The 19298-nt window shown below is 62.2% G+C and carries 16 protein-coding genes; 6 read left to right on the top strand and 10 right to left on the bottom strand.

All coding sequences use genetic code 11. From position 1 onward, the window contains the following. Positions 1 to 270: 270 nt before the first annotated feature. From BN1233_RS28090 to BN1233_RS28075, 4 genes are all read right to left on the bottom strand, one after another. A complete protein-coding gene (locus tag BN1233_RS28090) occupies positions 271 to 1044 on the bottom strand; it encodes an amino acid ABC transporter ATP-binding protein (RefSeq protein WP_046866978.1) in 774 nt (257 codons plus the stop codon). Between the two features lie 2 nt (positions 1045 to 1046). Next, the gene (locus tag BN1233_RS28085; protein ID WP_197094639.1) at positions 1047 to 2162 is read right to left on the bottom strand and encodes an amino acid ABC transporter permease; all 1116 of its coding nucleotides are present in this window, start codon (positions 2160 to 2162) and stop codon (positions 1047 to 1049) included. Beyond that, positions 2163 to 3248 carry an amino acid ABC transporter permease gene (locus BN1233_RS28080; RefSeq protein WP_197094638.1) on the bottom strand — a complete coding sequence of 362 codons (1086 nt, stop codon included), beginning with the start codon at positions 3246 to 3248 and terminating at the stop codon, positions 2163 to 2165. A gap of 136 nt (positions 3249 to 3384) precedes the next feature. Further along, positions 3385 to 4398, bottom strand: a complete 1014-nt coding sequence (locus BN1233_RS28075; protein ID WP_046866976.1) for an amino acid ABC transporter substrate-binding protein — start codon at positions 4396 to 4398, stop codon at positions 3385 to 3387. Between the two features lie 444 nt (positions 4399 to 4842). Between BN1233_RS28075 and BN1233_RS28070 the strand changes: the two genes are divergently transcribed. The 4 genes from BN1233_RS28070 (at position 4843) to BN1233_RS28055 (ending at position 9468) form a co-directional block, all read left to right on the top strand. Next, positions 4843 to 6177 carry a pyridoxal phosphate-dependent decarboxylase family protein gene (locus BN1233_RS28070; RefSeq protein ID WP_048710010.1) on the top strand — a complete coding sequence of 445 codons (1335 nt, stop codon included), beginning with the start codon at positions 4843 to 4845 and terminating at the stop codon, positions 6175 to 6177. A gap of 265 nt (positions 6178 to 6442) precedes the next feature. Next, positions 6443 to 7147 (top strand): GntR family transcriptional regulator, encoded by a 705-nt coding sequence (locus tag BN1233_RS28065; RefSeq protein ID WP_187144389.1) that lies wholly within the window; start codon positions 6443 to 6445, stop codon positions 7145 to 7147. Between the two features lie 80 nt (positions 7148 to 7227). Continuing rightward, on the top strand, positions 7228 to 8106 hold the full coding sequence (locus BN1233_RS28060; protein WP_046866974.1) for a beta-keto acid cleavage family enzyme: 879 nt from the start codon (positions 7228 to 7230) through the stop codon (positions 8104 to 8106). Between the two features lie 30 nt (positions 8107 to 8136). Then, entirely contained in the window at positions 8137 to 9468 is a 1332-nt protein-coding gene (locus BN1233_RS28055; protein WP_046866973.1) for an aspartate aminotransferase family protein, read from the top strand. Between the two features lie 74 nt (positions 9469 to 9542). Here BN1233_RS28055 and BN1233_RS28050 read toward each other — a convergent pair whose 3' ends face one another. After that, positions 9543 to 10805 (bottom strand): DUF763 domain-containing protein, encoded by a 1263-nt coding sequence (locus BN1233_RS28050; RefSeq protein ID WP_046867228.1) that lies wholly within the window; start codon positions 10803 to 10805, stop codon positions 9543 to 9545. A 175-nt stretch (positions 10806 to 10980) separates the two neighbouring features. On the opposite strand from BN1233_RS28050, the gene BN1233_RS44995 reads away from it, so the two are divergent. Beyond that, positions 10981 to 11136 carry a DUF1127 domain-containing protein gene (locus tag BN1233_RS44995; protein WP_074078378.1) on the top strand — a complete coding sequence of 52 codons (156 nt, stop codon included), beginning with the start codon at positions 10981 to 10983 and terminating at the stop codon, positions 11134 to 11136. Between the two features lie 220 nt (positions 11137 to 11356). On the opposite strand, the gene repB is transcribed toward BN1233_RS44995, so the two are convergent. The 5 genes from repB to BN1233_RS28030 form a co-directional block, all read right to left on the bottom strand. Further along, positions 11357 to 12376 carry a plasmid partitioning protein RepB gene (gene repB / locus BN1233_RS28045; protein WP_046866972.1) on the bottom strand — a complete coding sequence of 340 codons (1020 nt, stop codon included), beginning with the start codon at positions 12374 to 12376 and terminating at the stop codon, positions 11357 to 11359. Continuing rightward, positions 12376 to 13572 carry a plasmid partitioning protein RepA gene (gene repA, locus BN1233_RS28040; RefSeq protein WP_046866971.1) on the bottom strand — a complete coding sequence of 399 codons (1197 nt, stop codon included), beginning with the start codon at positions 13570 to 13572 and terminating at the stop codon, positions 12376 to 12378. Before repA ends, repB begins: the two co-directional genes overlap by 1 nt. 2177 nt (positions 13573 to 15749) lie before the next feature. Next, complete coding sequence (locus tag BN1233_RS47355; protein ID WP_154678302.1) at positions 15750 to 15926, bottom strand: hypothetical protein; 177 nt, start codon at positions 15924 to 15926, stop codon at positions 15750 to 15752. A gap of 384 nt (positions 15927 to 16310) precedes the next feature. Further along, entirely contained in the window at positions 16311 to 16847 is a 537-nt protein-coding gene (locus BN1233_RS28035) for a serine integrase family protein (protein ID WP_052763959.1), read from the bottom strand. Between the two features lie 245 nt (positions 16848 to 17092). Continuing rightward, positions 17093 to 18112 carry a tyrosine-type recombinase/integrase gene (locus BN1233_RS28030; RefSeq protein WP_046866970.1) on the bottom strand — a complete coding sequence of 340 codons (1020 nt, stop codon included), beginning with the start codon at positions 18110 to 18112 and terminating at the stop codon, positions 17093 to 17095. 113 nt (positions 18113 to 18225) lie between these two features. On the opposite strand from BN1233_RS28030, the gene BN1233_RS28025 reads away from it, so the two are divergent. Next, positions 18226 to 19212 (top strand): DUF1403 family protein, encoded by a 987-nt coding sequence (locus BN1233_RS28025; protein WP_244471022.1) that lies wholly within the window; start codon positions 18226 to 18228, stop codon positions 19210 to 19212. The last annotated feature ends 86 nt before the right edge of the window (positions 19213 to 19298 follow it).

Genomic DNA, 19298 nt, shown 5'->3' with positions numbered 1-19298 from the left:
CATGATGGGCCATCTTTTGTCGCAGCCCAATCCGTCTCCGAGCGGAGTGCCTCGTTAAGCCAGCCGTGTTCGGCATGGGCGAGAAACACGGGCTCCGCCGACCAAAGTGGCTCCAACCTAGCGCACGATTTCGTCCGGCGTCACCGGCTGGCATGGAGGACGTGCGGATCGCCCGCTGATAGTGCAGGTGATGATGACTTTGTCGGAAACCGGTATCGAGTTGTCCTAGGCCGGGCGGGTGATTGCGGGGGCGGGTGGTCACTACCCGTCTCAGGCAGAGCCCGAGACATGGCTGAAAAACTCCTTGAGCCGTCCGGTGCGAGGGTTGTTGAAGATTACGTCGGGGACCGCGTCGAGTAGGATGCGGCCCCGGTCCATGAACACCATCCGATCGGCCACCGCGCGGGCAAAGCCCATCTCATGCGTCACACAGATCATGGTGATGCCGCTCTCGGCAAGCTCTTCCATGACGTCGAGCACTTCCTTGACCATCTCGGGATCGAGCGCTGACGTCGGTTCGTCGAACAGCAGCACTTCCGGCTGCAGGCACAGCGCCCGTGCGATGGCGACGCGCTGCTGCTGGCCGCCAGAAAGTTCGCTCGGGTATTTATGAGCCTGGTCGCTGACCCTGACCCTGACCAGAAACTCGATTGCCCGTTCGCGCGCCTGCTGCTCGCTCATGCCGCGCGTCATCACTAGGCCGACCGTGCAGTTCTCGACGATGCTCAGATGCGGAAACAGGTTGAACTGCTGGAACACCATGCCGACCTTGCGCCGGATCAGCGGCACAGTGCCGAGCCCGTGGTCGACCGGAATTTCGCCGACCATGATGCGGCCGCGCTGGAAGCCTTCGAGCCCGTTGACGCAGCGGATCAGCGTCGATTTTCCCGAGCCGGACGGCCCGAACACGACGATGCGTTCGCCGCGCCGGACGGTGAGATTGATGCCATCGAGCGCCTGGAACGTGCCGAAATACTTGTGCACGTCCTCGAAGACGACGGCGGAGGTCCGCGAAGCAGCCGATGCGCCCGAGGAAGCCTGCATGTTCAACGTCTTGCCCCACCAGACATGAGATGCTGCTCGAGCCTCTGGCTGTACCAGGAGATACCACCACAAAAGATGAAGTAAATCATCGCTGTAAAAACATAAGCTTCCACATAGATCCCGAGCCATTCCGGGTCGGTGATTGCGGCATTGGTTGTCCCAAGCAGGTCATGCATGCTGATGATGACCACGAGCGATGTATCCTTGAACGCCGAAATGAAGATATTAACCAGAGACGGAATGGTCAGACGAAACACCTGCGGCAGGATAATCTTGCGCATGCTCTGCCAATACGACAAGCCGATCGTATCTGCCGCTTCGTACTGTCCCTTGCCGACCGCCTGCAGGCCGCCGCGCAGCACTTCGGCCATATAGGCGGCGAAGAACATGATGAAGGCAATCTGCGCGCGCAGGATCTTCGACACCACCAGTTCTTCAGGCAGGATGATCGGCAGCATCAAGGCGGCCATGAAGAGGATGCTGATCAGCGGCACGCCGCGGATTAACTCGATATAGGCAATACATATCCACCGCACGACGGGCAGCTTGGATTGGCGCCCGAGTGCAAGGAGGATCGACAGTAGCAGCGCGAAGAGAATGCCGAAGGCCGACAGCATCAGCGTCAGCGGCAGGCCACTCCATCTATCCATCTCGACATAGCGTAGCCCAAAGACGCCGCCGGTCATCAGCACAGCGCAGGACGGCAGGGCAATGAGCCAGACGATGGCGAGCGTCCGCCCGGCATGCGGGCGGCCCCAGCGACGCCAATCGGCCGTGAACGCCATCGCGCCGAGGAAGATCAGCATCGCGAGTAGCGCCCGCCATTGCTCCTCGTATGGATAGCGCCCGAACACGATCAGCCGCGCCTTGGCGTTGATGAAGGCCCAGCAGGCGCCCGAAGCTTGAGCGCAGGCTTCGCGGCCAGCATTGCCCCAGGTGCTATCAAGAATCGCCCACCGGAAAAGCGCCGGCAGGATCATCACCAAAAGCGCGCCAATGATCAGCGTCAGCGCGGCGTTGGTCGGAGAGCCGAACAACCCCTTGTATACGCTCAGTGCGGCCCCTTTCGGGCGGAGCCCCTCCGGTGGAGCCGTCAGCATGACGTCCTGCTGCGCCATCTAGCCCCCCTTCGCCATAATGGTGCGATTATAGATATTCATCAGGTAGGAAATGATCAGGCTGAAGGTCAGGTAGATCGCCATGATGATCGCGATCACCTCGATCGCCTTGCCGCTCTCGCTGATGATGATGGTCGCAACCCGCATGATGTCCGGGTATCCAATCGCTACCGCAAGGGAGCTGTTCTTGACGATGTTGAGATACTGGCTCGCAAGTGGCGGCACGACGACGCGCAAGGCTTGCGGGAGAACAATCAGCCGCATGATCTGGCCCGACCGCAGGCCGAGCGCCGACGCTGCCTCACGCTGGCCTCGCGCCACGCCCAGGATGCCGCTGCGCACGTTCTCGGCTATGAACGCTGCCGAATAGATTGTGAGGCCGAAGAACACCGCGGTGAATTCAGGCGTGATGGAGCCCCCGCCCCGGAAATTGAAGCCCGCGATGCGCGGCGCGTCGACGGACGCCGTGGCGGCGACCAGTACCAGAATAGCCAGCAACAAGCCGAGCGACAGCTTGGGATCGCGTATCACATCCGCCAGCCGCGGCGACTTCAGCACGTGCGCCCACCGGCGCAGCAGCAAGACAATGACGAGCAGCGCCGTCAGGCCGAACGCCATCCAGAGATGCAGAGCATCCAGCTGCAAGGTCGGGAAGTTGATGCCGCGGTTGCTGAGGAACACCCCTTCGACGGGCTGCAGGGCACGGCGCGGCGACGGGAGGGAACGGGTGATCACCGCATACCAGAACATCATCTGGAGGATGAGCGGGACATTGCGGACCAGTTCCACATAACCGCCCGACAGTACCCGCGCGAGCGGGTTCGAGGACAAGCGCGTGATGCCGATAACGACACCGAGAATGGTCGCGGCAATAATACTGATGACCGATACCGCTGCGGTATTGGCGATGCCGGCATAGAATGCGTCGAGGAAACTGTCGCCGGCGGCAAACCCGGTAATGCTTTCGCCGAGTTCGAACGAGGCGTTGCCCCACAGGAAACCAAATCCGGTGGTCAGCGAGTTCTTGGCCAGATTGGCCACGGCGTTGCTCGTGAAGAACCACGCCGCACCGACCAGCCCGAGCACGAGACCGGCCTGAATCAGGAAACCGCGAACCGAGGGGCGCCTCCAGAACGGAGGCGCCCGATACGTTTCAGAAGATACAGTCACCAAGTATCCACTTTTGTGTTGGCGATTTGCCGAATGAACGGCTGTCGGCGCGTCAGCGCCATGACGGGGCGTAAAGGAGCCCGCCGCGCTCATAGAGGTCGTTCATGCCGCGCTCGATCTTGAGTGAGGAGTCGGAGCCGAGATGCCTGTTGTAGATTTCGCCGTAATTGCCGACTGCCTTGATGACGTTGACCGTCCAATTATTGGCTAGGCCCATCTTCTCGCCAATGTCGCCATCGACGCCGAGAAAGGTGCGCACCACCGGATCGCTCGACTTCAGCTTTTCCTCGACATTCTTCTGGGTGATGCCGAGTTCCTCGGCTGTCACGAGTGCGAAGTGCGTCCAGCGAATGATGTCGTTCCAGCGGTCATCGCCCTCGCGCACCAACGGCGCCTCATAGGATTTGGCGATCACCTCGGGGAGGATGACATGCGCATCGGGGTTCTTGAAGCGCGAGCGGGCGATCGCCAGGGACGGGGTCTCATGGGACATCGCATCGCAGCGGCCGCTCTCATAGACCGACTGTACCTGCGACGTCTGTTCGATCGCGATCGGCTTGAACTTGATGTTGTTGGCACGGAAGTAATCGGCGATATAGCGCTCCGTTACACTGCCGGCCAGCACGCATATTGCGGCACCGTCTAGATCCTTGACGCTTTTGGCACCAAGCTCCTTATGGGTCATGAAGCTCTGGCCAGTATAGAAGTTCGGCGGCGTGAAGTTGACCTTGAGCTGGGTGTCGCGGGAAATTGTATAGGTGACGCTGCGCGAGAGAACGTCGACTTCACCGGACTGCAACGCAGTGAACGACTGGTTGAAGGCGATGGGGGTGAATTTGACCTTGTCGCCGGTTCCGAACACCGCCGCCGAGAACGCCTTGCAATAATCGACATCGAAGCCCGTCCAGGCCCCCTTATCGTTGAGGAACGAGAAACCAGGCAGGTCATCCGAAACGCCGCATTTGATGATCCCGGCGCTTTTGACGGTTTCAAGCATGTCTGCTTGCGCCGTCATCGGCAACGCCAACATCATGCCTCCCGCGAGGCCTAGGATTTTACTTCTCATGTCGATCTCCGGTTGTCTGCTGTAAAACGCATTACAGTGGCTGTGATCGGCAGGCCTCGCCCCCTCGAGCACGGCGCCTGTGTGAAGTCTTCGCGGCGCGGCGGGCGGACGGCAGCCCGCGCGGCGACCCGCAAGGACGGGCACGCAGATGAGTCAAGGTGTCAGGCTTCCCCCCTCGAAGTTGTTGCCGCCCAGCGCAAGGCAACAGCCCGGCGGGCGCATGTTGTAATTGAGGCGGATGTGATCACATTTTCATTCAGCAGGCAAGGCGCTGCGCCCATTGTCGCGATGAGGGTGAGTTCCAACCCCAGGACGTGGACTGAGGCCGCAAGCTTTGCGCAATCCAAGTGATCTAGGGGGTGTTTCGTGGGGAGCGCAAGGCCCTTGCCTCCCGCGGAGCAACACGCGTATGTTGTGATCACAATAAACCTTACGGAGACGCCGGTGACCCACGCCAACACCCCCCGCGCGCAAAAATCACCGCGGAGCGATGCAGCGGACAACATCCCGCGGGTCACGGCTTTTCCGGCGACCGGCACGGGTTGGGACGAGCTCGAGCGCGGGCTCAAGAGCTTCAAGGGGCTGGATTATGATTGGCGTGGCGGGCGGCTGCCGTCCTACACCTACTTCTACAGCGACGAACTGCTGAAAGTACAGATGGATGCCTACCGCCTGTACTCGGTCGAGAACGGGCTTGGCGAAGGTCGTGCCTTTCCGAGCCTGACGCGTATGCTCGAGGACATCAACGCGATGGTCCTCGACCTCTTCCACGCCCCGGCTGGGGCCGGAATGACCTTCACCTCCGGGGGCACGGAGAGCTTGTTCGAGGCCGTGCGCACTGCGCGCAACTATTTCCAGGCCAACCGGCCAGCCTCTGCCAACGGTGGGCGGGAGCGGCTGAACGTCATCGCTCCGGTCTCCGCCCATGCCGGGCTCAATAAGGCCGGCGAGATCATGGATATCGACATCATCCGCGTGCCGGTCGGGCCTGAGTATCGCGCCGACGCCAAGCGGATGCTGGAACTGGTTAATGACCGCACAATCATGCTGTTCTCCTCGGCGCCGTGCTACCCTTACGGCGTCTTCGATCCAATCGGCGAGCTTGGTGCGGCGGCGGCCGAGCGCAATCTCTGGCTGCATGTCGACGCCTGCTGGGGCGGATTCATCTCGCCCTTCGCCGAGGAGCTCGGTTATGCCATTCCGCCATGGGATCTCGGGGTGACGGGCGTTACCAGCCTGTCCGCCGACATCCACAAGTTCGGCTATGGCGCCAAAGGCGCGTCCGCGCTGGTGTTCCGCGACAGTGAAATGAAGAAATTCGAGCGCTTCGAGTTCTCCGGCTGGCCGCGCGGCACCTATGCGACGCCGTCCTTCATGGGTAGCAAGCCGGCCGGGTCGGTGGCGGCGGCATGGGCCGTGATGCGCTTTCTCGGCCGCGAGGGCTACCTGGCGACGACCAAGGCGGCGATGGATGCGACCTGCCAGTTGATCCACGGCATCAACGCCATTCCGGGCCTGCGCTGCCTTGAGCCGAACCGCGAGGCCAACCTCTACGGTTATGTCTCGCAGGATTCTGAGGTCGATATCATTGCGGTTGCCAATGAGCTACAAGGCAAGGGCTGGCTTCCGGGCCAGCTGCGCGAGCCGCTGGCGATCCAGCAAGGCGTTAATCCCGTCCACCTTCCAGTGGTGCCGCAATACCTCGAGGATGTCGCCGCCGCGGTGAAAACGGTCCGCAAGAGCGGCGAGCGCGGCGTCTTCAACCCACGTACCTATTGATAAGGCGTGCGCACTGTGTCGACGGGCTACAGCATAAGCCGGTTGCCGTCGGTGCGCGACGACCGGTGTCGGGGACCGATCCCCGGCACTACGCATGGACACCGCTCCAGCGCGAGCGATTCCTGTGCTTCCTTGCGCTACCGCTCCCCGTGAGGTCTTTCGCCGGGAAAAGCGCCAACGGAGGCAAACCCCGATGCCCAAACCCAAGCCAACAACGAGCAGCTCATCACCCATGCCGGGTTCTGCCGGCGCAGGCGCGCCTGCCATGGCTTTCACGTCGCCCTTCGCCGGCCTGACCGGCGTGACACGGCAGTCGCTGAACCAGCAGGTTTATGAGTCGTTGCACCAGGCGCTTGCCAGCGGCTACTTCGCGCCCGGACAACGCGTGCCGTTGCGTGCCGTCGCGAGCGCGCTTGGCACCAGCACCATGCCGGTGCGCGAAGCGGTCAACCGCCTGGTGGCGATCGGCGCCCTCGAACTGCTGGAAAACCGCCGCGTGCGCGTGCCGCTGGTCGGCTCGGAGCATTATCGCGACCTGATCGCGGCCCGTTCACTGATCGAATCCTCGGCGGCCGAGGCGGCGGCCCCGCTGATGACTGACGCGATGCTGGAGGCGCTGGCCCGCACGCATGGCGAGATGTGCGCGATTTCCGCGCTGCCGCACACCGAAGAGAATGTCCGCGCCTATCTCGCTCGCAATCAGGCGTTTCATTTCCTCATTTACCGGGCGGTGGGCTCGCACACGCTGGTCAGTGTCATCCAGTCGATGTGGATTCGGGCAGGGCCATTCTTCCACATCCTGCATAAGCAATCCTCCAACTGGCGCGGTAATGAAAATCACGCACGGATCCTTGCCGCCATGCAACGGCGTGATCCCGCCGAGGCCAGGGCGGCGGTGCATGCGGATATCGTCGGCGCTGCCGATCACATCGTCGGCGACATCATGTTCCAGGCGATCGACGACAGCTGAGTGCCCATCGCCAGTCCGCTCCGCCCACTCGTTCCCGCTTCCTATCACTCCGCACGTAGGCCACACGAGAGGTCAGCCCGATGAGCCGAAAGATCATGATCAGTTGCGCGGTAACCGGGTCGGCCGATTCGCCTGGCAAGAATCCGGCCGTGCCGGTGACGCCGCAGGCCATCGCTGCATCGGCGATCGACGCCGCCAAGGCCGGAGCGGCGATCGTGCATATCCATGTGCGCGATCCGAAAACCACAAAGCCCAGCATGGATCTGGCCCTGTATCGCGAGGTCACCGAGCGCATCCGCGACAGCGGCGTCGATGTGATCATCAACCTGACCACTGGCGCCGGTGGGCGCTTCGCGCCCGGCGAAACGAACCCGCGCGAGGGCGGCGTCGGCACAACATTGTCGCTGCCGCATGAGCGCACGCGCCATGTCGAGGCGCTACGCCCCGAAATCTGCAGCCTGGACATGGGCTCGATGAACATGGGCGACCAGGCATTCCTGAATACGCCCGGCCATTTGAGGGTCATGGCCAAGACGATCAAGGAGGCCGGCGTGCTTCCCGAACTCGAGGTGTTCGAGGCAGGCCATGTGCTGCTCGCCCGCCGCCTGATCGACGAGGGTCTGATCCGCTCCCCTGCCCTGTTCCAGATCTGCCTCGGCATATTGTGGTCGCAGCCGGCGAGCGCCGAAGCGATGCTGTACATGCGCAACCTTCTCCCGGCGGACAGTGTGTGGTTCGCGTTCGGCATCTCGTTGCATCAGTTCCCGATGGCGGCGCAGGCGATTTTGCTTGGGGGCCATGTGCGCGTCGGCCTGGAGGACAACCTCTATCTCGCTCGCGGCAACCTGGCGCCAAGCAACGCCGCGCTGGTCGAAAAGGCCGCATCGATCATCAACATACTCGGCCACGACCCCGCAACGCCGGCCGAAGCCCGCGAGATGCTGGATATTGGCAAATGATCTCTTCAAATGGTCTCTTGGAGGCAGGGAATGTCCGATAACATCACAAATGTCAGCCTGAATGCCGCACTGCAGGAGGCGCAAGAGAACTTCGCCGGCAGGAACCCGAAGAGCGAGGCGGCCTATACTAAGGCCACGAAGTCCATGCCCGGCGGCAACACCCGAACGAGCCTGTTCTACACCCCCTTCCCACTGGCGCTGGTTCGCGGCGAGGGGCCGCATCTGTGGGATGCGGACGAGCATAAATACATCGATTTTCTCGGGGAATTCACAGCCGGCATCTTCGGCCATTCCCACCCGGTCATTCGCGCGGCGATCGACAAGACGCTCGATGCCGGCATCAATTTTGGCGGGCACGGACTACTCGAAGCTCAGTTCGCTGCTACTTTGTGCGAGCGCTTCCCCGCCCTCGATCTGGTTCGCTTCACCAATTCCGGCACCGAAGCCAACCTGATGGCGATCAGCACCGCGCTGGCCGTGAATAAGCGCAAGAAGGTAATGGTTTTCAACGGCGGCTACCATGGCGGCGTGTTCACATTCCACCATGGCCACAACGTCATCAACGCGCCGTTCGATTTCATCATCGCCCGGTATAACGATGTCCGCGCGACGCAGCAGCTGATCGAAGATAATGCGTCGGTGCTCGGCGTAGTGATCCTCGAGCCAATGCAGGGCGGCGGCGGCTGCATTCCAGCGACGCGTGAATTCCTTACTATGCTGCGCGAGACGACGAAGGCGCATGGCATCACGCTGATCTTCGACGAGGTGATGACCTCACGTCTCGGCCCGGGCGGTCTCCAGGGCGAGCACGGTATCACGCCGGATCTCACCACGCTCGGCAAGTATATCGGCGGCGGCATGAGCTTCGGTGCGTTTGGCGGCGCGGCGAGTATCATGAGCCATCTCGATCCGCGTCAGCCGCATTCTATCCCTCATGCTGGCACGTTCAACAACAACGTGCTCACCATGGCGGCCGGCCTGACGGCAATGACCCAAATTTACACCAGTGATGCGGTCAAGACGCTGAACAGATTTGGTGAAGACACTCGTAACAAGCTGAACGCGATCGCCCGGAAGCACAATGCAGCAATGAGCTTCTCCGGGCTCGGTTCGATGATGAACGTCCACATGACAACGGGCGAGATCCGTAACGTCGAGGATGCCGCGCGTGGCAATGCGCAATTGCGCGACCTGTTCTTCTTCGACATGCTCGAGCGCGGTATCTATTTGGCACGGCGCGGCATGATCAATCTGTCGCTGGTGCACGAAAAAAGCCATGTCGATGAGCTGCTGGTCGCTGTCGAGGACTTCGTCACCATCCGTCAGCCGCTACTCTCCAGCAAGGCCGCTGGGCATCCTTGATCTGATCGCCTGCGCCGAGCACCGTCGACGGCGCAGGCTGCCTCTATGGCATCAGCCACCCAGATAGCCTGAGGTCAGGGCGCGCGCTTGCCGCTTCGGGCATAAGAAGGTGGCTCATCGCCGAAGATTGAGCGGCCGCCATAGGAATGCGCGTCGCGCATTTCCCGCGCGATCAACTCCTCGACTGATGGCCCGGTGGCATGGCGCTCCAGGAGCCGGGCTTGGTCGTCGAGCCGCTTCAGGGCGAACAACTCGTCCTGCTGCCCGAGCTTCGCTTTCTGGACCGCAGATTTCAGGACCCGGATGGTCTGATCGTAGACCTTCACGGGAACGGGAAACGGATGCCGATCCTTCCCGCCATGCGCGAAGGAGAAGCGGGCCGGATCCGTGAATCGGCACGGCGCCCCGTGAACGACTTCGGCGACCATCGCGAGGGCGCGCACTGTACGGGCCCCTACCCCGGGGACGAGCAACAAATCGGGAAAGTCGACCGGACTCCGGTCGGCCGCTGCGGCGAGCGCACCGTGCAGACGCTTGGTCACTACATCGCTGGCCCGGACCTCGTGATGGGCCGGCATGACGAGATGCGGGAGCAGAGGCTGCGGCTCCTCTCGAACGGGAGCGGCCTTGGTCTCGATGGATGCGATCTCTCGGGCAATGCCATCCGGCCCCAAGGTCGAGAGCAGCTCGAGTTGGGCGCGACGGGACGCGTCGGCTCGGCGATCGGTGAGATTGACGATCTCCCCCTGCCCTTCTCCGTCGATGCCGGTGTGAGGCTCGTCGACGAAGCTCTTCAGGCCTTCCGAGAGCCAGTGATAGCGGCGGGCCTGCCGGAGATCGCCGTTCATCCCCTGCTGCACGACCACCCACTGGCCGTCGTCTGTGACGATGAAGCCGTGGAGATAAAGGTCGAAGCCGTCCTGGATCGCAGCGGTGTCCACCTTGGCGACGAGCCGGCTGGCATTCGCCAGGGCGAGACCGTCCAGGCCCACCCGGTCTGCGATTGCGGCGAGCTCGTGGGGGGTCTGCTTCGAGTGCCGCCCGCGGCCGCCGCAGACGTGGATCCCGAGCTCCTTCGAGAGCGGCGTCAACCCGCGTTTCAACGCGCCGATGACGCTGGTGGTGATCCCAGAGGAGTGCCAGTCCATGCCCATGACGGCTCCGAAGGACTGGAACCAGAATGGGTGGGCCAGGCGGCGCAGAAGCTCATCCCTCCCATAGTGGTGGACGATCGCCTCGCTCATGACCGCCCCGAGGCGCGTCATGCGGTCCGCCAGCCATTTCGGGACGTGCCCACCGTGGAGAGGGAGATCTGCGCTTCCAGCTCTGCGGGCCATTTCGTGGCAATCCCGTCGCGAGTTGATGATACGGCCGCGGTCGCCATGCCGCCGGAGCATGACGCGCCCACGCTAATGTCGCTGCTGCGAAAGGCGCCGCCGCTCTATATGCCACTTCTCACCAACGACGAAAAACTTTCGTTTTCGGGCCCGAAAGAGGCTCAGGGGGCACACCGTGTTTTTGACGTATATTATCTCTCGAATCCGCGCGTACATGCGCTACCGCGAAACCATCCGCGAGCTTTCGCAGCTTTCGGATCGTCAACTCGACGACTTGGGGATCACCCGAGTCGAGATTGAGCGGGTTGCTCGCGACGTGGTCGCGGCCTGAGCGATCTTCGCTTTGCAGTATAAGCCACGCCCGCCTTTCGGCGGGCGTTTGCATTTAAGTTTCCAGCCCTCGGGCCGTCTGAGTCCATCGAGCGCCCTAAAGAGCAGGCGTCATTGCGAACCAAGCCATGGGGAAAACGAGCATTGATCCAGACTTGCGCCCAATAGCTAGGCTTACGTGTGAGAGTCCCAGAGATCAGGTGCGGGACGCTCGAGAATAATCACTGCTCCAATGCTCGCGTTTTGAATTCTGTGTAGAGATCTTCGAGCTTCTCGAGCACGAATTCTCCAAACTCCGGAGCTACTTTCTCATCGAACGACAGGGAGAAGTTCTTGGGGGAGCGTGTCACTTTGGCGACTCGGAGGCCGTCTTTTGCTGTCCACGGCTCAGTGGTGGGCCGCGCACTCTTCACCTTCACGAGGCCATAAAGGGCATCAAATCTCGCGTCCGCAATGAGAGATGCGAAGTTCTCGCCGGCAATAGCCTTCCGGATCTTGTCTTGGGCCTTTCGATCCAGAAGGTCGGCAAATTCCATCCATCTCCCTTGCCCGATCGTGGGCGCCGGCCCAATCGCATCGATGATGTCGAGGGGGATGCGGGACGCCACGGAAATTAGGCGTGAGATATTGGCTTTGTCGATACATAACGACCTTGAGATCACCTCGCGGGGAAACTTTCGGTCTTCGAGCTGCTTCGCAAAGCGGGCCCGCTCGATAAACGTCAAATTGGTTCGTTCGTTGTTTTCCTGCCCCTGGGCGACGACAAGTTGTTCGTCGGTCAGATCGCGGACGACCGCACGGACTTTCAGGCCGAGTTCCTTGAGCGCTCGAACACGTCGGTGGCCGTAGGCGATTTGATAGCGTCCGGAGGTTTCCGGATGAGGGCGAACAAGGATTGGCACTTGCTGACCCGATTCTTGGATGGAGGCAACCAAGTTGCGGTGTGCTTCCTCTGAAGGCGCCATCCGATCGGGAACGAACGAGGCGTCAATGTCGGCAGGATCGAGATCCACGACAGATTGACCCTGCGCGAGCTTGCGCTCGATTTCTTCTACGCGTCCAGCACTTTCCACGGCTCCCTGTATGAGCCCGAGTTGTGGAGTTGGCCTAGACTTGCGTTCCGTAGATGCGAAGGGTCTGTCCGACCTAAACGGGCGATCATCGTCCTTAGCCGGCGGGATATCTTGATCAGGGTTGCCGGCTGGAACACTCAGTACGTCGAAGATATTTGGACGAGCCATTACACTCTCCCCCACGTGCGACGAAGCAGGGCTTCGATCTCGCCATTCACAAGGTCCACGGACTCAAGCGCCCTGTCGTACGTTCCCTTGTTGAAGCGCTGCTTTTCGACGTCATAGAGCGTCTGCTTGGTCAGACCCGCGTCAGCGATAGCGGTGCTCTTGAGCATCGCATTGGTGAGCAACCGAGGCCCAAAAAGTGACCGAAGGAACCCGACCATTTGGTTCTGAGGAGTGTCGTTCGGCTCATAGCGAGTGACCAGATATCCCATCCAGTCATAGTCGGACTGGGGCCGCACTTTATGAATTGTGCTTAGTAGATCGGTTGTCATGCGCAAGAACTGGGCCATAGAAAGGACATCCAGCATTTGCGGATGGACTGTGATGAGGACGGCTGACGCCGCACAGAGTGCAGTCATTGTCAGGTAGCCGAGGTTTGGCGGGCAATCGACAACAACAACGTCATATTCGTCGGCCACGGGGCCAAGGGCGCCCGCCATGCGGGCGAAGAAGGTTTGTCCCTCTTTCGCCATCGGCGTGGTCGTCTCAAACTCCATGAGCTCCAGGTGGCCGGGAATTACGTGCAGGCCCGGCAGGTACGTCGAACGGATGATGTCAGTGACGTCCACTCGCTGATCATCGTAGCGAATAGCACCGTATAGGGTTTCATTTTCGCCGACATCGGTTTCCGGTTGCAGACCAAACAGCGTCGACAAGCTCGCTTGCGGATCAAGATCAATGGCGAGAACCCGATAGCCCTTCAGAGCGAGATACTGCACTAGGTGTGCTGTGGTCGTTGTCTTTGCGCTGCCGCCCTTGAAATTGATGACGGAGATGATCTGGAGTTTCTCTCCCTCCTGCCGGCGTGGCGAGTACCGCCGTGTGGGCTTAGCGCCACTATCAAGCATCTCGCGGATCGCGTTGATGTCCTCGACTGAGTATGTGCGTCGGCCGTTCGCAGCCCCCTCCGAGAGAGGAACTTTTCCGTCAGCTGCAATTTGGCGCAGGTAACCTTCCGTCACGCCAATAAACTTTGCAGCTTCTGCGGAAGTCAGCCTACGAATCGATTTCTTCGCTTTTGGTGGAAAGATCCTGCGCTGGAGATCCTGCAACTTTGATGCAAGTTCGTCAGCGTCGTTCCCGAGGATGTCCAGAAAGGTTGCCGTCGGGTCGGGTTTAAGGGCTGCTTGGGTGCTCATTACGCATGATCCTTGACGAGAGAGGGTCTGCGCAGAAATGACCAAATCCGGCAGAAATGCGCAGACGCCATAACAGGTCCAAGGGGTTAACAACGGTTTAACAAAGCTCGCCGTCCCTCGAGTTTGTGGGCCGAAATATGCCTGGTGTGGCCTCCTTGCATGCCTCCGTCAGCGAGGGAACCGGACCGGGTGTCGTTGTAAGCTTACAATCTGTTCGGGATCGAACGGCGGTGTGTCCCAGATACAATAAGTCCCACCGGCCTGTGCCGTGCTAGGCGGCGCGTGGTCGCCTCTGAACATCGTTGTAAATTACAACAGCCAAATCAATCGTTTACACAGTGCTCGGACCGGGCTCTCCTTAGCGACATCTCTTGACGCCAGTTGTAGTCTGCCGCGGCCGTCTAATTCGCATTGTCTACTGGTTTCGGGCTTCGCGCAGCCAGGTCCCTGCGAAGTCGAAGGCGAGCTCATGCTCAGCTGCCTGAGGGCCCCTCTCTACTGTTAATTTCGCGCGCCGGTGTCAGTGCGTCGGTGGTCGCTTCACAAGCGGGACCTGCTCGAGTTTCACCTTGGGACAACCCGCGGGACTAGGGACCAATTGTAAGCTTACAACGGGCATCATCGAACCAAGCTACAACCCTTTGGCTTTGAGGCTGAGGCTCCTCGGTCGGGGGTGACAGATTTCCCACTACGAGAAAGTGTGGCCGTGACTGGAGCCAATTTGGGCAGCCTGCAGCTCCGCCAATATGCTCGAAGTGCGATCCCTCCCCTCCCCTGCCAACTCCCTGAGAGCATCATTCGTCCAAAGAGGGCCGGAGATTAGTGCTTTGGGTTGTGAAATCTCATCGGAATCAGCGGATAGAGAGTTGGCTTTCACCAACTTGGCATAGGGAATGCGCCTGGTGGGAGACGCCGGAACCGGGCGTGGTTGTAAGCTTACAATTTGATTTGGCTATAGACCGGATCTAGGCGCGACGCCGAGACAGCGCTGTTACTCGATGCCGAATCGTTGGTGTGCACCTTTCTAAACAGATGCGACGAACGGGGAGCTGTGGGAATTGGCGTTCGCTACCCCTACGTCCCCCTCCCCTTCCGTTTGAGAGGTTTGCGCTTGCTCGAAGAGGCAGCCGGGGGGTGCAGATCGAAGTTTCCGCATCAGGTGAATCCGGTGGGCTGTGATCCAGAGTATTCGCGTTGCTATGATGCCGGTTGGGCAAGATGACCGCTGAGTGGGTACAGGCCATCATTGGTGGCCGAGAACCCTAGGGTGGTATCGCGAGACTCAAGCAGGCTCAGAATCCAGTCCCGTCTCTCACTCAATCGAGTGTCCCAAGCGATCGCCGCACCGCCCGTGTTGTCAGTGCAGTGCATCTGAGGCTGCGCGGCCAATGTTAAGAGAGCCAAATCGAAAAGATCTCAGACCGAGCAGTTGGCGGCTGCCAGCACTCGGGGACGTCTTGTCAATCAGGTCTTGACCCATCGCGATCTCGCGCGCGGCGCGAACCTATCCGGCGAGACGTCGACCCGCTTCGGGCGAGAGGGCTGGAATCCGCTACCGTTAGCTCTGGGTCGACTCCTGCTTAGTGCCTGCGAGCCCAAAATCCAGGTAGATCCCAGAGTTCCCAGGCACAGCGTCTTGTCGTCATGCCTACAAGGGCCGGAGCGCGTACATCTAAAATCGGCAACGGGAACTCTGCGCCGAGATTCAAAACAGAAGAGGCCGCACCATATCCGCTTCACACTAGATTATCCAGCCACTCCAGACGAGTGATCACCCCTCCGCGGACCCACGCCTCGGTGGTCGCTGCGGGACAGCCGGATAGTTGGATGCGGCCTCGTTGTAAGCTTACAACTGACAGGTGCCGGGAAGACGACAACACGGTGACGTCAGATTGGCTGGTCCAGATTTGAGGGCTCAACGGGTCCAATCGCGAAGCAGGCCCGTCGGCTTGAGGACCGCTCCTTGGAAGCTGGCGGCCATCCGCTCCTGAATTGAGGGTTTCAGCGATTTGGGCAGCAGGGAGGGCAGGGCGCGGCTGGCAGAGGATGTGCAATCCCGTAAGCGAAGATCCGACGTCGGCGACAGCATTACGTCCGGATTGAAGCAGCGGCCGCCAACTGGTCCGGGTGCAATCGACTAAGGGCGGGGACGGTCTCCAGGTGCCGCCGGATCTCGATCAACGAGATGGCTGCGATTTTCCGTAGTTGCTCTCCAGTTCCGAAAGAGCACCAAGTAGAATTCGGCGCAGAAAATCACCTTGGCGCTCGTCTCCGCGCAGCAGATCGATGCGCGCCTTCGTGCCGTTTGGCAAGCGGACGAACACGTCTTCGGTGTAGAGGCGCGGCTTCGGCATTTGATCCCCTGTAAAACTTACAGCAATAACTCGATCGCTTACTCAATCGAATAAGCGATATCGGTTATCAAATGGGTTCAACTGACGTGACATCCAGATGTTGACGCCAATGGCTGGGCGCGAGGACGACGAGTTTGCTTTGATCGATCGTGTCATGGGCCAGGCATGCAGAGACGGGCGAGCTTGAGGATCGGTTCCAGACCCAGTTCCCAGGGGGCAGGCCGTCTCAATTGGGTGTCGTCCGGCCTGAAGCCAAGGCGCTTGTCGGATGCGAATGGTGAGAAGGGGGAGGGGAGAACTTTTGGGCGGTCAATTGGGCGTGCTGCGGCCGACGCTCCGCGAAGGCAACAACCTGTTGAAAAGGGACGAGGCCTAAGTCCACTGCTAATTCTTAGCGGACAGTCCGAGCCTCGCAGCCCAGTCTAGCAGTGACTTGACCGAGGAGGCGGACCACTTCGTGCCGCCTTGAGGGGTCTTCTCCCGCATACGTTCAAGCTGCGCCGCGATCTCGCGGTGGCTCTTGCTCGGATCCGCCATGGCAATCCCGGCCACGAGGGTGAGGAGACGCTCGCTGGCAGGCCGCCGAGGGGCCTTGTTCAGTAAGCTGGTGTCGGCAAGGTTCTCGCGGACCATGCGCCTCACGGCCTTTCGGAGCGTTGCCTCGGTCCAGGACTGGCCGTGCGCGTTCAGATTGCTGGCAACCTCGTGCCAGGTGCGATCGGGGCGCATCCGGCGAACAACAGGAAGCCAGGAATCTGCGGTCTCGATCAATCGCTCGAGCTGCGCCTGGTCGCGGGCTGAGCGGATCTTCCGGATGGCCTCAAGATCTCTGGCACGAAGCGCCGGATTGCCGGGGAGGCGGCCGCGCCGCCGGGCGCTCTCGATCCCGGCCCGGGTGTTGATTCTGATTAAGAATTTCAATTGAAACCGTAAGCTCGAAACTTGAGTACGAATTTCGGGCTAAGAATTTCAATTTGAAGCTGTCGCTTCTGACTAAGAATTTCAATTTGCTGCCGGCCGATCGCCGCGTCTCGCTGCGAATATGCAATCTTGTCAGGTGCTTAGGTGTTGCCGGAGTCCTGTGTGGCTGCTCGATGCGTCGGGGAGGGGAGGGGGCTATGCTGATCAGTGTCGAAGACCTCCCTCGATTAGGTGTGAACGGTTGATTACAGACCGGCGGCCTTGGTGAGATTGACCCGAAACCGGTCGCGGCGGCGCTGATAGCGCCGGGTCATCTCGGCGCTCGTGTGACCGAGCTGGCGCTGGACATAGCGCTCCTCGACCGCGGCGGCCGTCGCGAGCCCCGCCCGGAGGGAGTGGCCCGCGAACCGGAGCCGGCGCTCGCCCTCCGGGAGATCGCCGCGCACGCCGGCCTGCAGCGCCGTCTGCTGGACCAGGCGTGCTACGTGCTTGTCGGTCAGGCGCTCCGCCAGGGCTCGCTTGCCGTCGCGGGACACCCGCCGGAAGAGGGGCCCATGGGCGATGCGTCCCAGCCGCATCCAGACCTCCAGGGCCGCCACCGGGCAGGTCTGCTCGCTGGAGCCGCGCCCGATCTCGACCTCGCGCCAGCCGGTCTTGCCCCGCAAGGTCAGGAGGGCACCGCCCGCGAGGATCTCGACCCAGCCCGCACCGTCCTCAGTCTGGTCGCGGCCGCAGTCGAGCCCCACGAGCTCGCTGCGCCGGAGACCGCCCGCGAAGCCGATCAGCAGCATGGCCCGGTCGCGCAGGCCGCGCAGATCATGCCCGAGCGTCGCGACCATCGCGATCAGGTCCTCGGCCGAGAGCGCGTCCTTCTGGACGGGAGGCCGCCCGTGCTTGCGGCGAATGCCGGCCAGGACCTCGCCGATATGGCGGTCGCTCCGGTCCATCGGCGTGCCGCGCTGCCGGAAGTTCCAGGCGAGCCCCGACAGGCGCCGCTCGACGGTCTGGGCGGTCGGGCGTCGGCTCCGCGCATCCGAGGCGCAGGCCGCGAGATAGAGGCCGATCACCTGCGGATCTGGGGGCAGGGGAGGGAGGCCGTGATGGGCGCACCAGGCCGTGAAATGCCGCCAGTCGGCCGCGTAGGCGCGCAGCGTGTGGGCGGTTTTGGCGCCGCGGGCGTAATCACGGGCACTCTCGGCGAGCTCCTCGAGCCCGGCGGGCGGGGAGGGGAGGGGCCGGCGGGTTAGCTCGGTGGCGGGTTTCATGCTTATGGCGAGGCGATTCCGATCTCCGGAGCCTAGCACGACCCCGGGCGCGGCGTCACGTCCGATAAGCCAAGTTTATCGGACACAACCCGGGCACGACAGGTGCGGCGCTTATGGCCTCAACAGGTGGCCTAAAGCGCCGTGCTGAATTACAGTCGAGCCCGAATCACGCCCTGTCCCACCTGATGTCTCCTGGATTTCCCGCTTGGGCGCGCGCCGCCACGATCCCGGCCCACGAACCTGAGGCCGCCTTCCTGGCCGGCGCCGGTTTGGCGCTCCTGCAGGGCGTCGTAACCGAGGCCTCGTCCTGGCAGGGCGTCTGGCTGCAGCGGCTCGCCCTGCGGGCGGCCGCGGCCAGTGCCCGCGCTGCTGGCCGCCGCGAGGACGAACCTGGCTTGCGCGACGCCTTCTACCTGCGCGGGGCCGGCGACGATCCGGGTCCGGCCGGCCGCCTGCTCGTGCTCTGGCGCCGCCTCGCGGGCCACAGCCCGGGGCTCGACGACGCGCGCGTCCGGGCTGCCGCCGCCGATCTCAGCCTGCCCTTGGATGAGGCGCTGGGGAGCGCCGTCGCGCAGGCGCGGGCCCTGGCGGGCGGAGCCCGACCGGCGGTGTTCGCGGCCGCCGAGGCTGCCGCGGTCTGCGCGCGCCTGCGTCCCGACGCCGAGATCCTGGGGCTGTGGCTGGCCGATGTCGTGCTGGCCCGCCGGTTGCGCTGGCCCGTGGCCGCGCCGCTCCTGGCCGCCGTAGCGCTCCAGGGGGAGTTCCGGCTCGGCCCGCAGGGGCGCCGGGTGCGACTCGCCGATCCCGCCTGGCCGCATCTCTGCTGCGCGGGTTACGCCCAGGCCGCCGCGCAGGCCTGCGATCTGGCGGGCGAGCTCAGCCGGCGCGCCGCGGCCCTGGAGGGGGTCGCGCCACGGCTGCGCGCCCGGGGCGCCGCCGTGGTCGTGGAGGCCCTGCTGGCGAACGATGCCGTGGCGGCCTCGTCACGCCTGGCCGGCATGTCGGATCGCGGCCTGCGCCGGCTGTTCGAGCGCCTGGTCGCGCTCCGGGCCGCGCGCGAACTGACCGGCCGCCCGAGCTTTCGGCTGTATGGCTTGTGAGCCGATGAGCCGCCGTAAGCCAGAACCGGTCGATTGCGATCTCGCCGACCTGCCCCCGGCGGCGCGCTGGCGGGAATGGATGGGCC

It is taken from the genome of Microvirga massiliensis (assembly GCF_001006805.1).
Classification (GTDB): Bacteria; Pseudomonadota; Alphaproteobacteria; order Rhizobiales; family Beijerinckiaceae; genus Microvirga; species Microvirga massiliensis.
This window is presented reverse-complemented; position numbering and strand designations above follow the sequence as displayed.

Bases quoted from the DNA above. Each gene is read 5' to 3' on its own strand.
- BN1233_RS28090 (WP_046866978.1), bottom strand. From the start codon at position 1,044: ATGCAGGCTTCCTCGGGCGCATCGGCTGCTTCGCGGACCTCCGCCGTC.
- BN1233_RS28085 (WP_197094639.1), bottom strand. From the start codon at position 2,162: ATGGCGCAGCAGGACGTCATGCTGACGGCTCCACCGGAGGGGCTCCGC.
- BN1233_RS28075 (WP_046866976.1), bottom strand. From the start codon at position 4,398: ATGAGAAGTAAAATCCTAGGCCTCGCGGGAGGCATGATGTTGGCGTTG.
- BN1233_RS28065 (WP_187144389.1), top strand. From the start codon at position 6,443: ATGGCTTTCACGTCGCCCTTCGCCGGCCTGACCGGCGTGACACGGCAG.
- BN1233_RS28060 (WP_046866974.1), top strand. From the start codon at position 7,228: ATGAGCCGAAAGATCATGATCAGTTGCGCGGTAACCGGGTCGGCCGAT.
- BN1233_RS28055 (WP_046866973.1), top strand. From the start codon at position 8,137: ATGTCCGATAACATCACAAATGTCAGCCTGAATGCCGCACTGCAGGAG.
- BN1233_RS28050 (WP_046867228.1), bottom strand. From the start codon at position 10,805: ATGGCCCGCAGAGCTGGAAGCGCAGATCTCCCTCTCCACGGTGGGCAC.
- repB (WP_046866972.1), bottom strand. From the start codon at position 12,376: ATGGCTCGTCCAAATATCTTCGACGTACTGAGTGTTCCAGCCGGCAAC.
- repA (WP_046866971.1), bottom strand. From the start codon at position 13,572: ATGAGCACCCAAGCAGCCCTTAAACCCGACCCGACGGCAACCTTTCTG.
- BN1233_RS47355 (WP_154678302.1), bottom strand. From the start codon at position 15,926: ATGCCGAAGCCGCGCCTCTACACCGAAGACGTGTTCGTCCGCTTGCCA.
- BN1233_RS28030 (WP_046866970.1), bottom strand. From the start codon at position 18,112: ATGAAACCCGCCACCGAGCTAACCCGCCGGCCCCTCCCCTCCCCGCCC.
- BN1233_RS28025 (WP_244471022.1), top strand. From the start codon at position 18,226: ATGGCCTCAACAGGTGGCCTAAAGCGCCGTGCTGAATTACAGTCGAGC.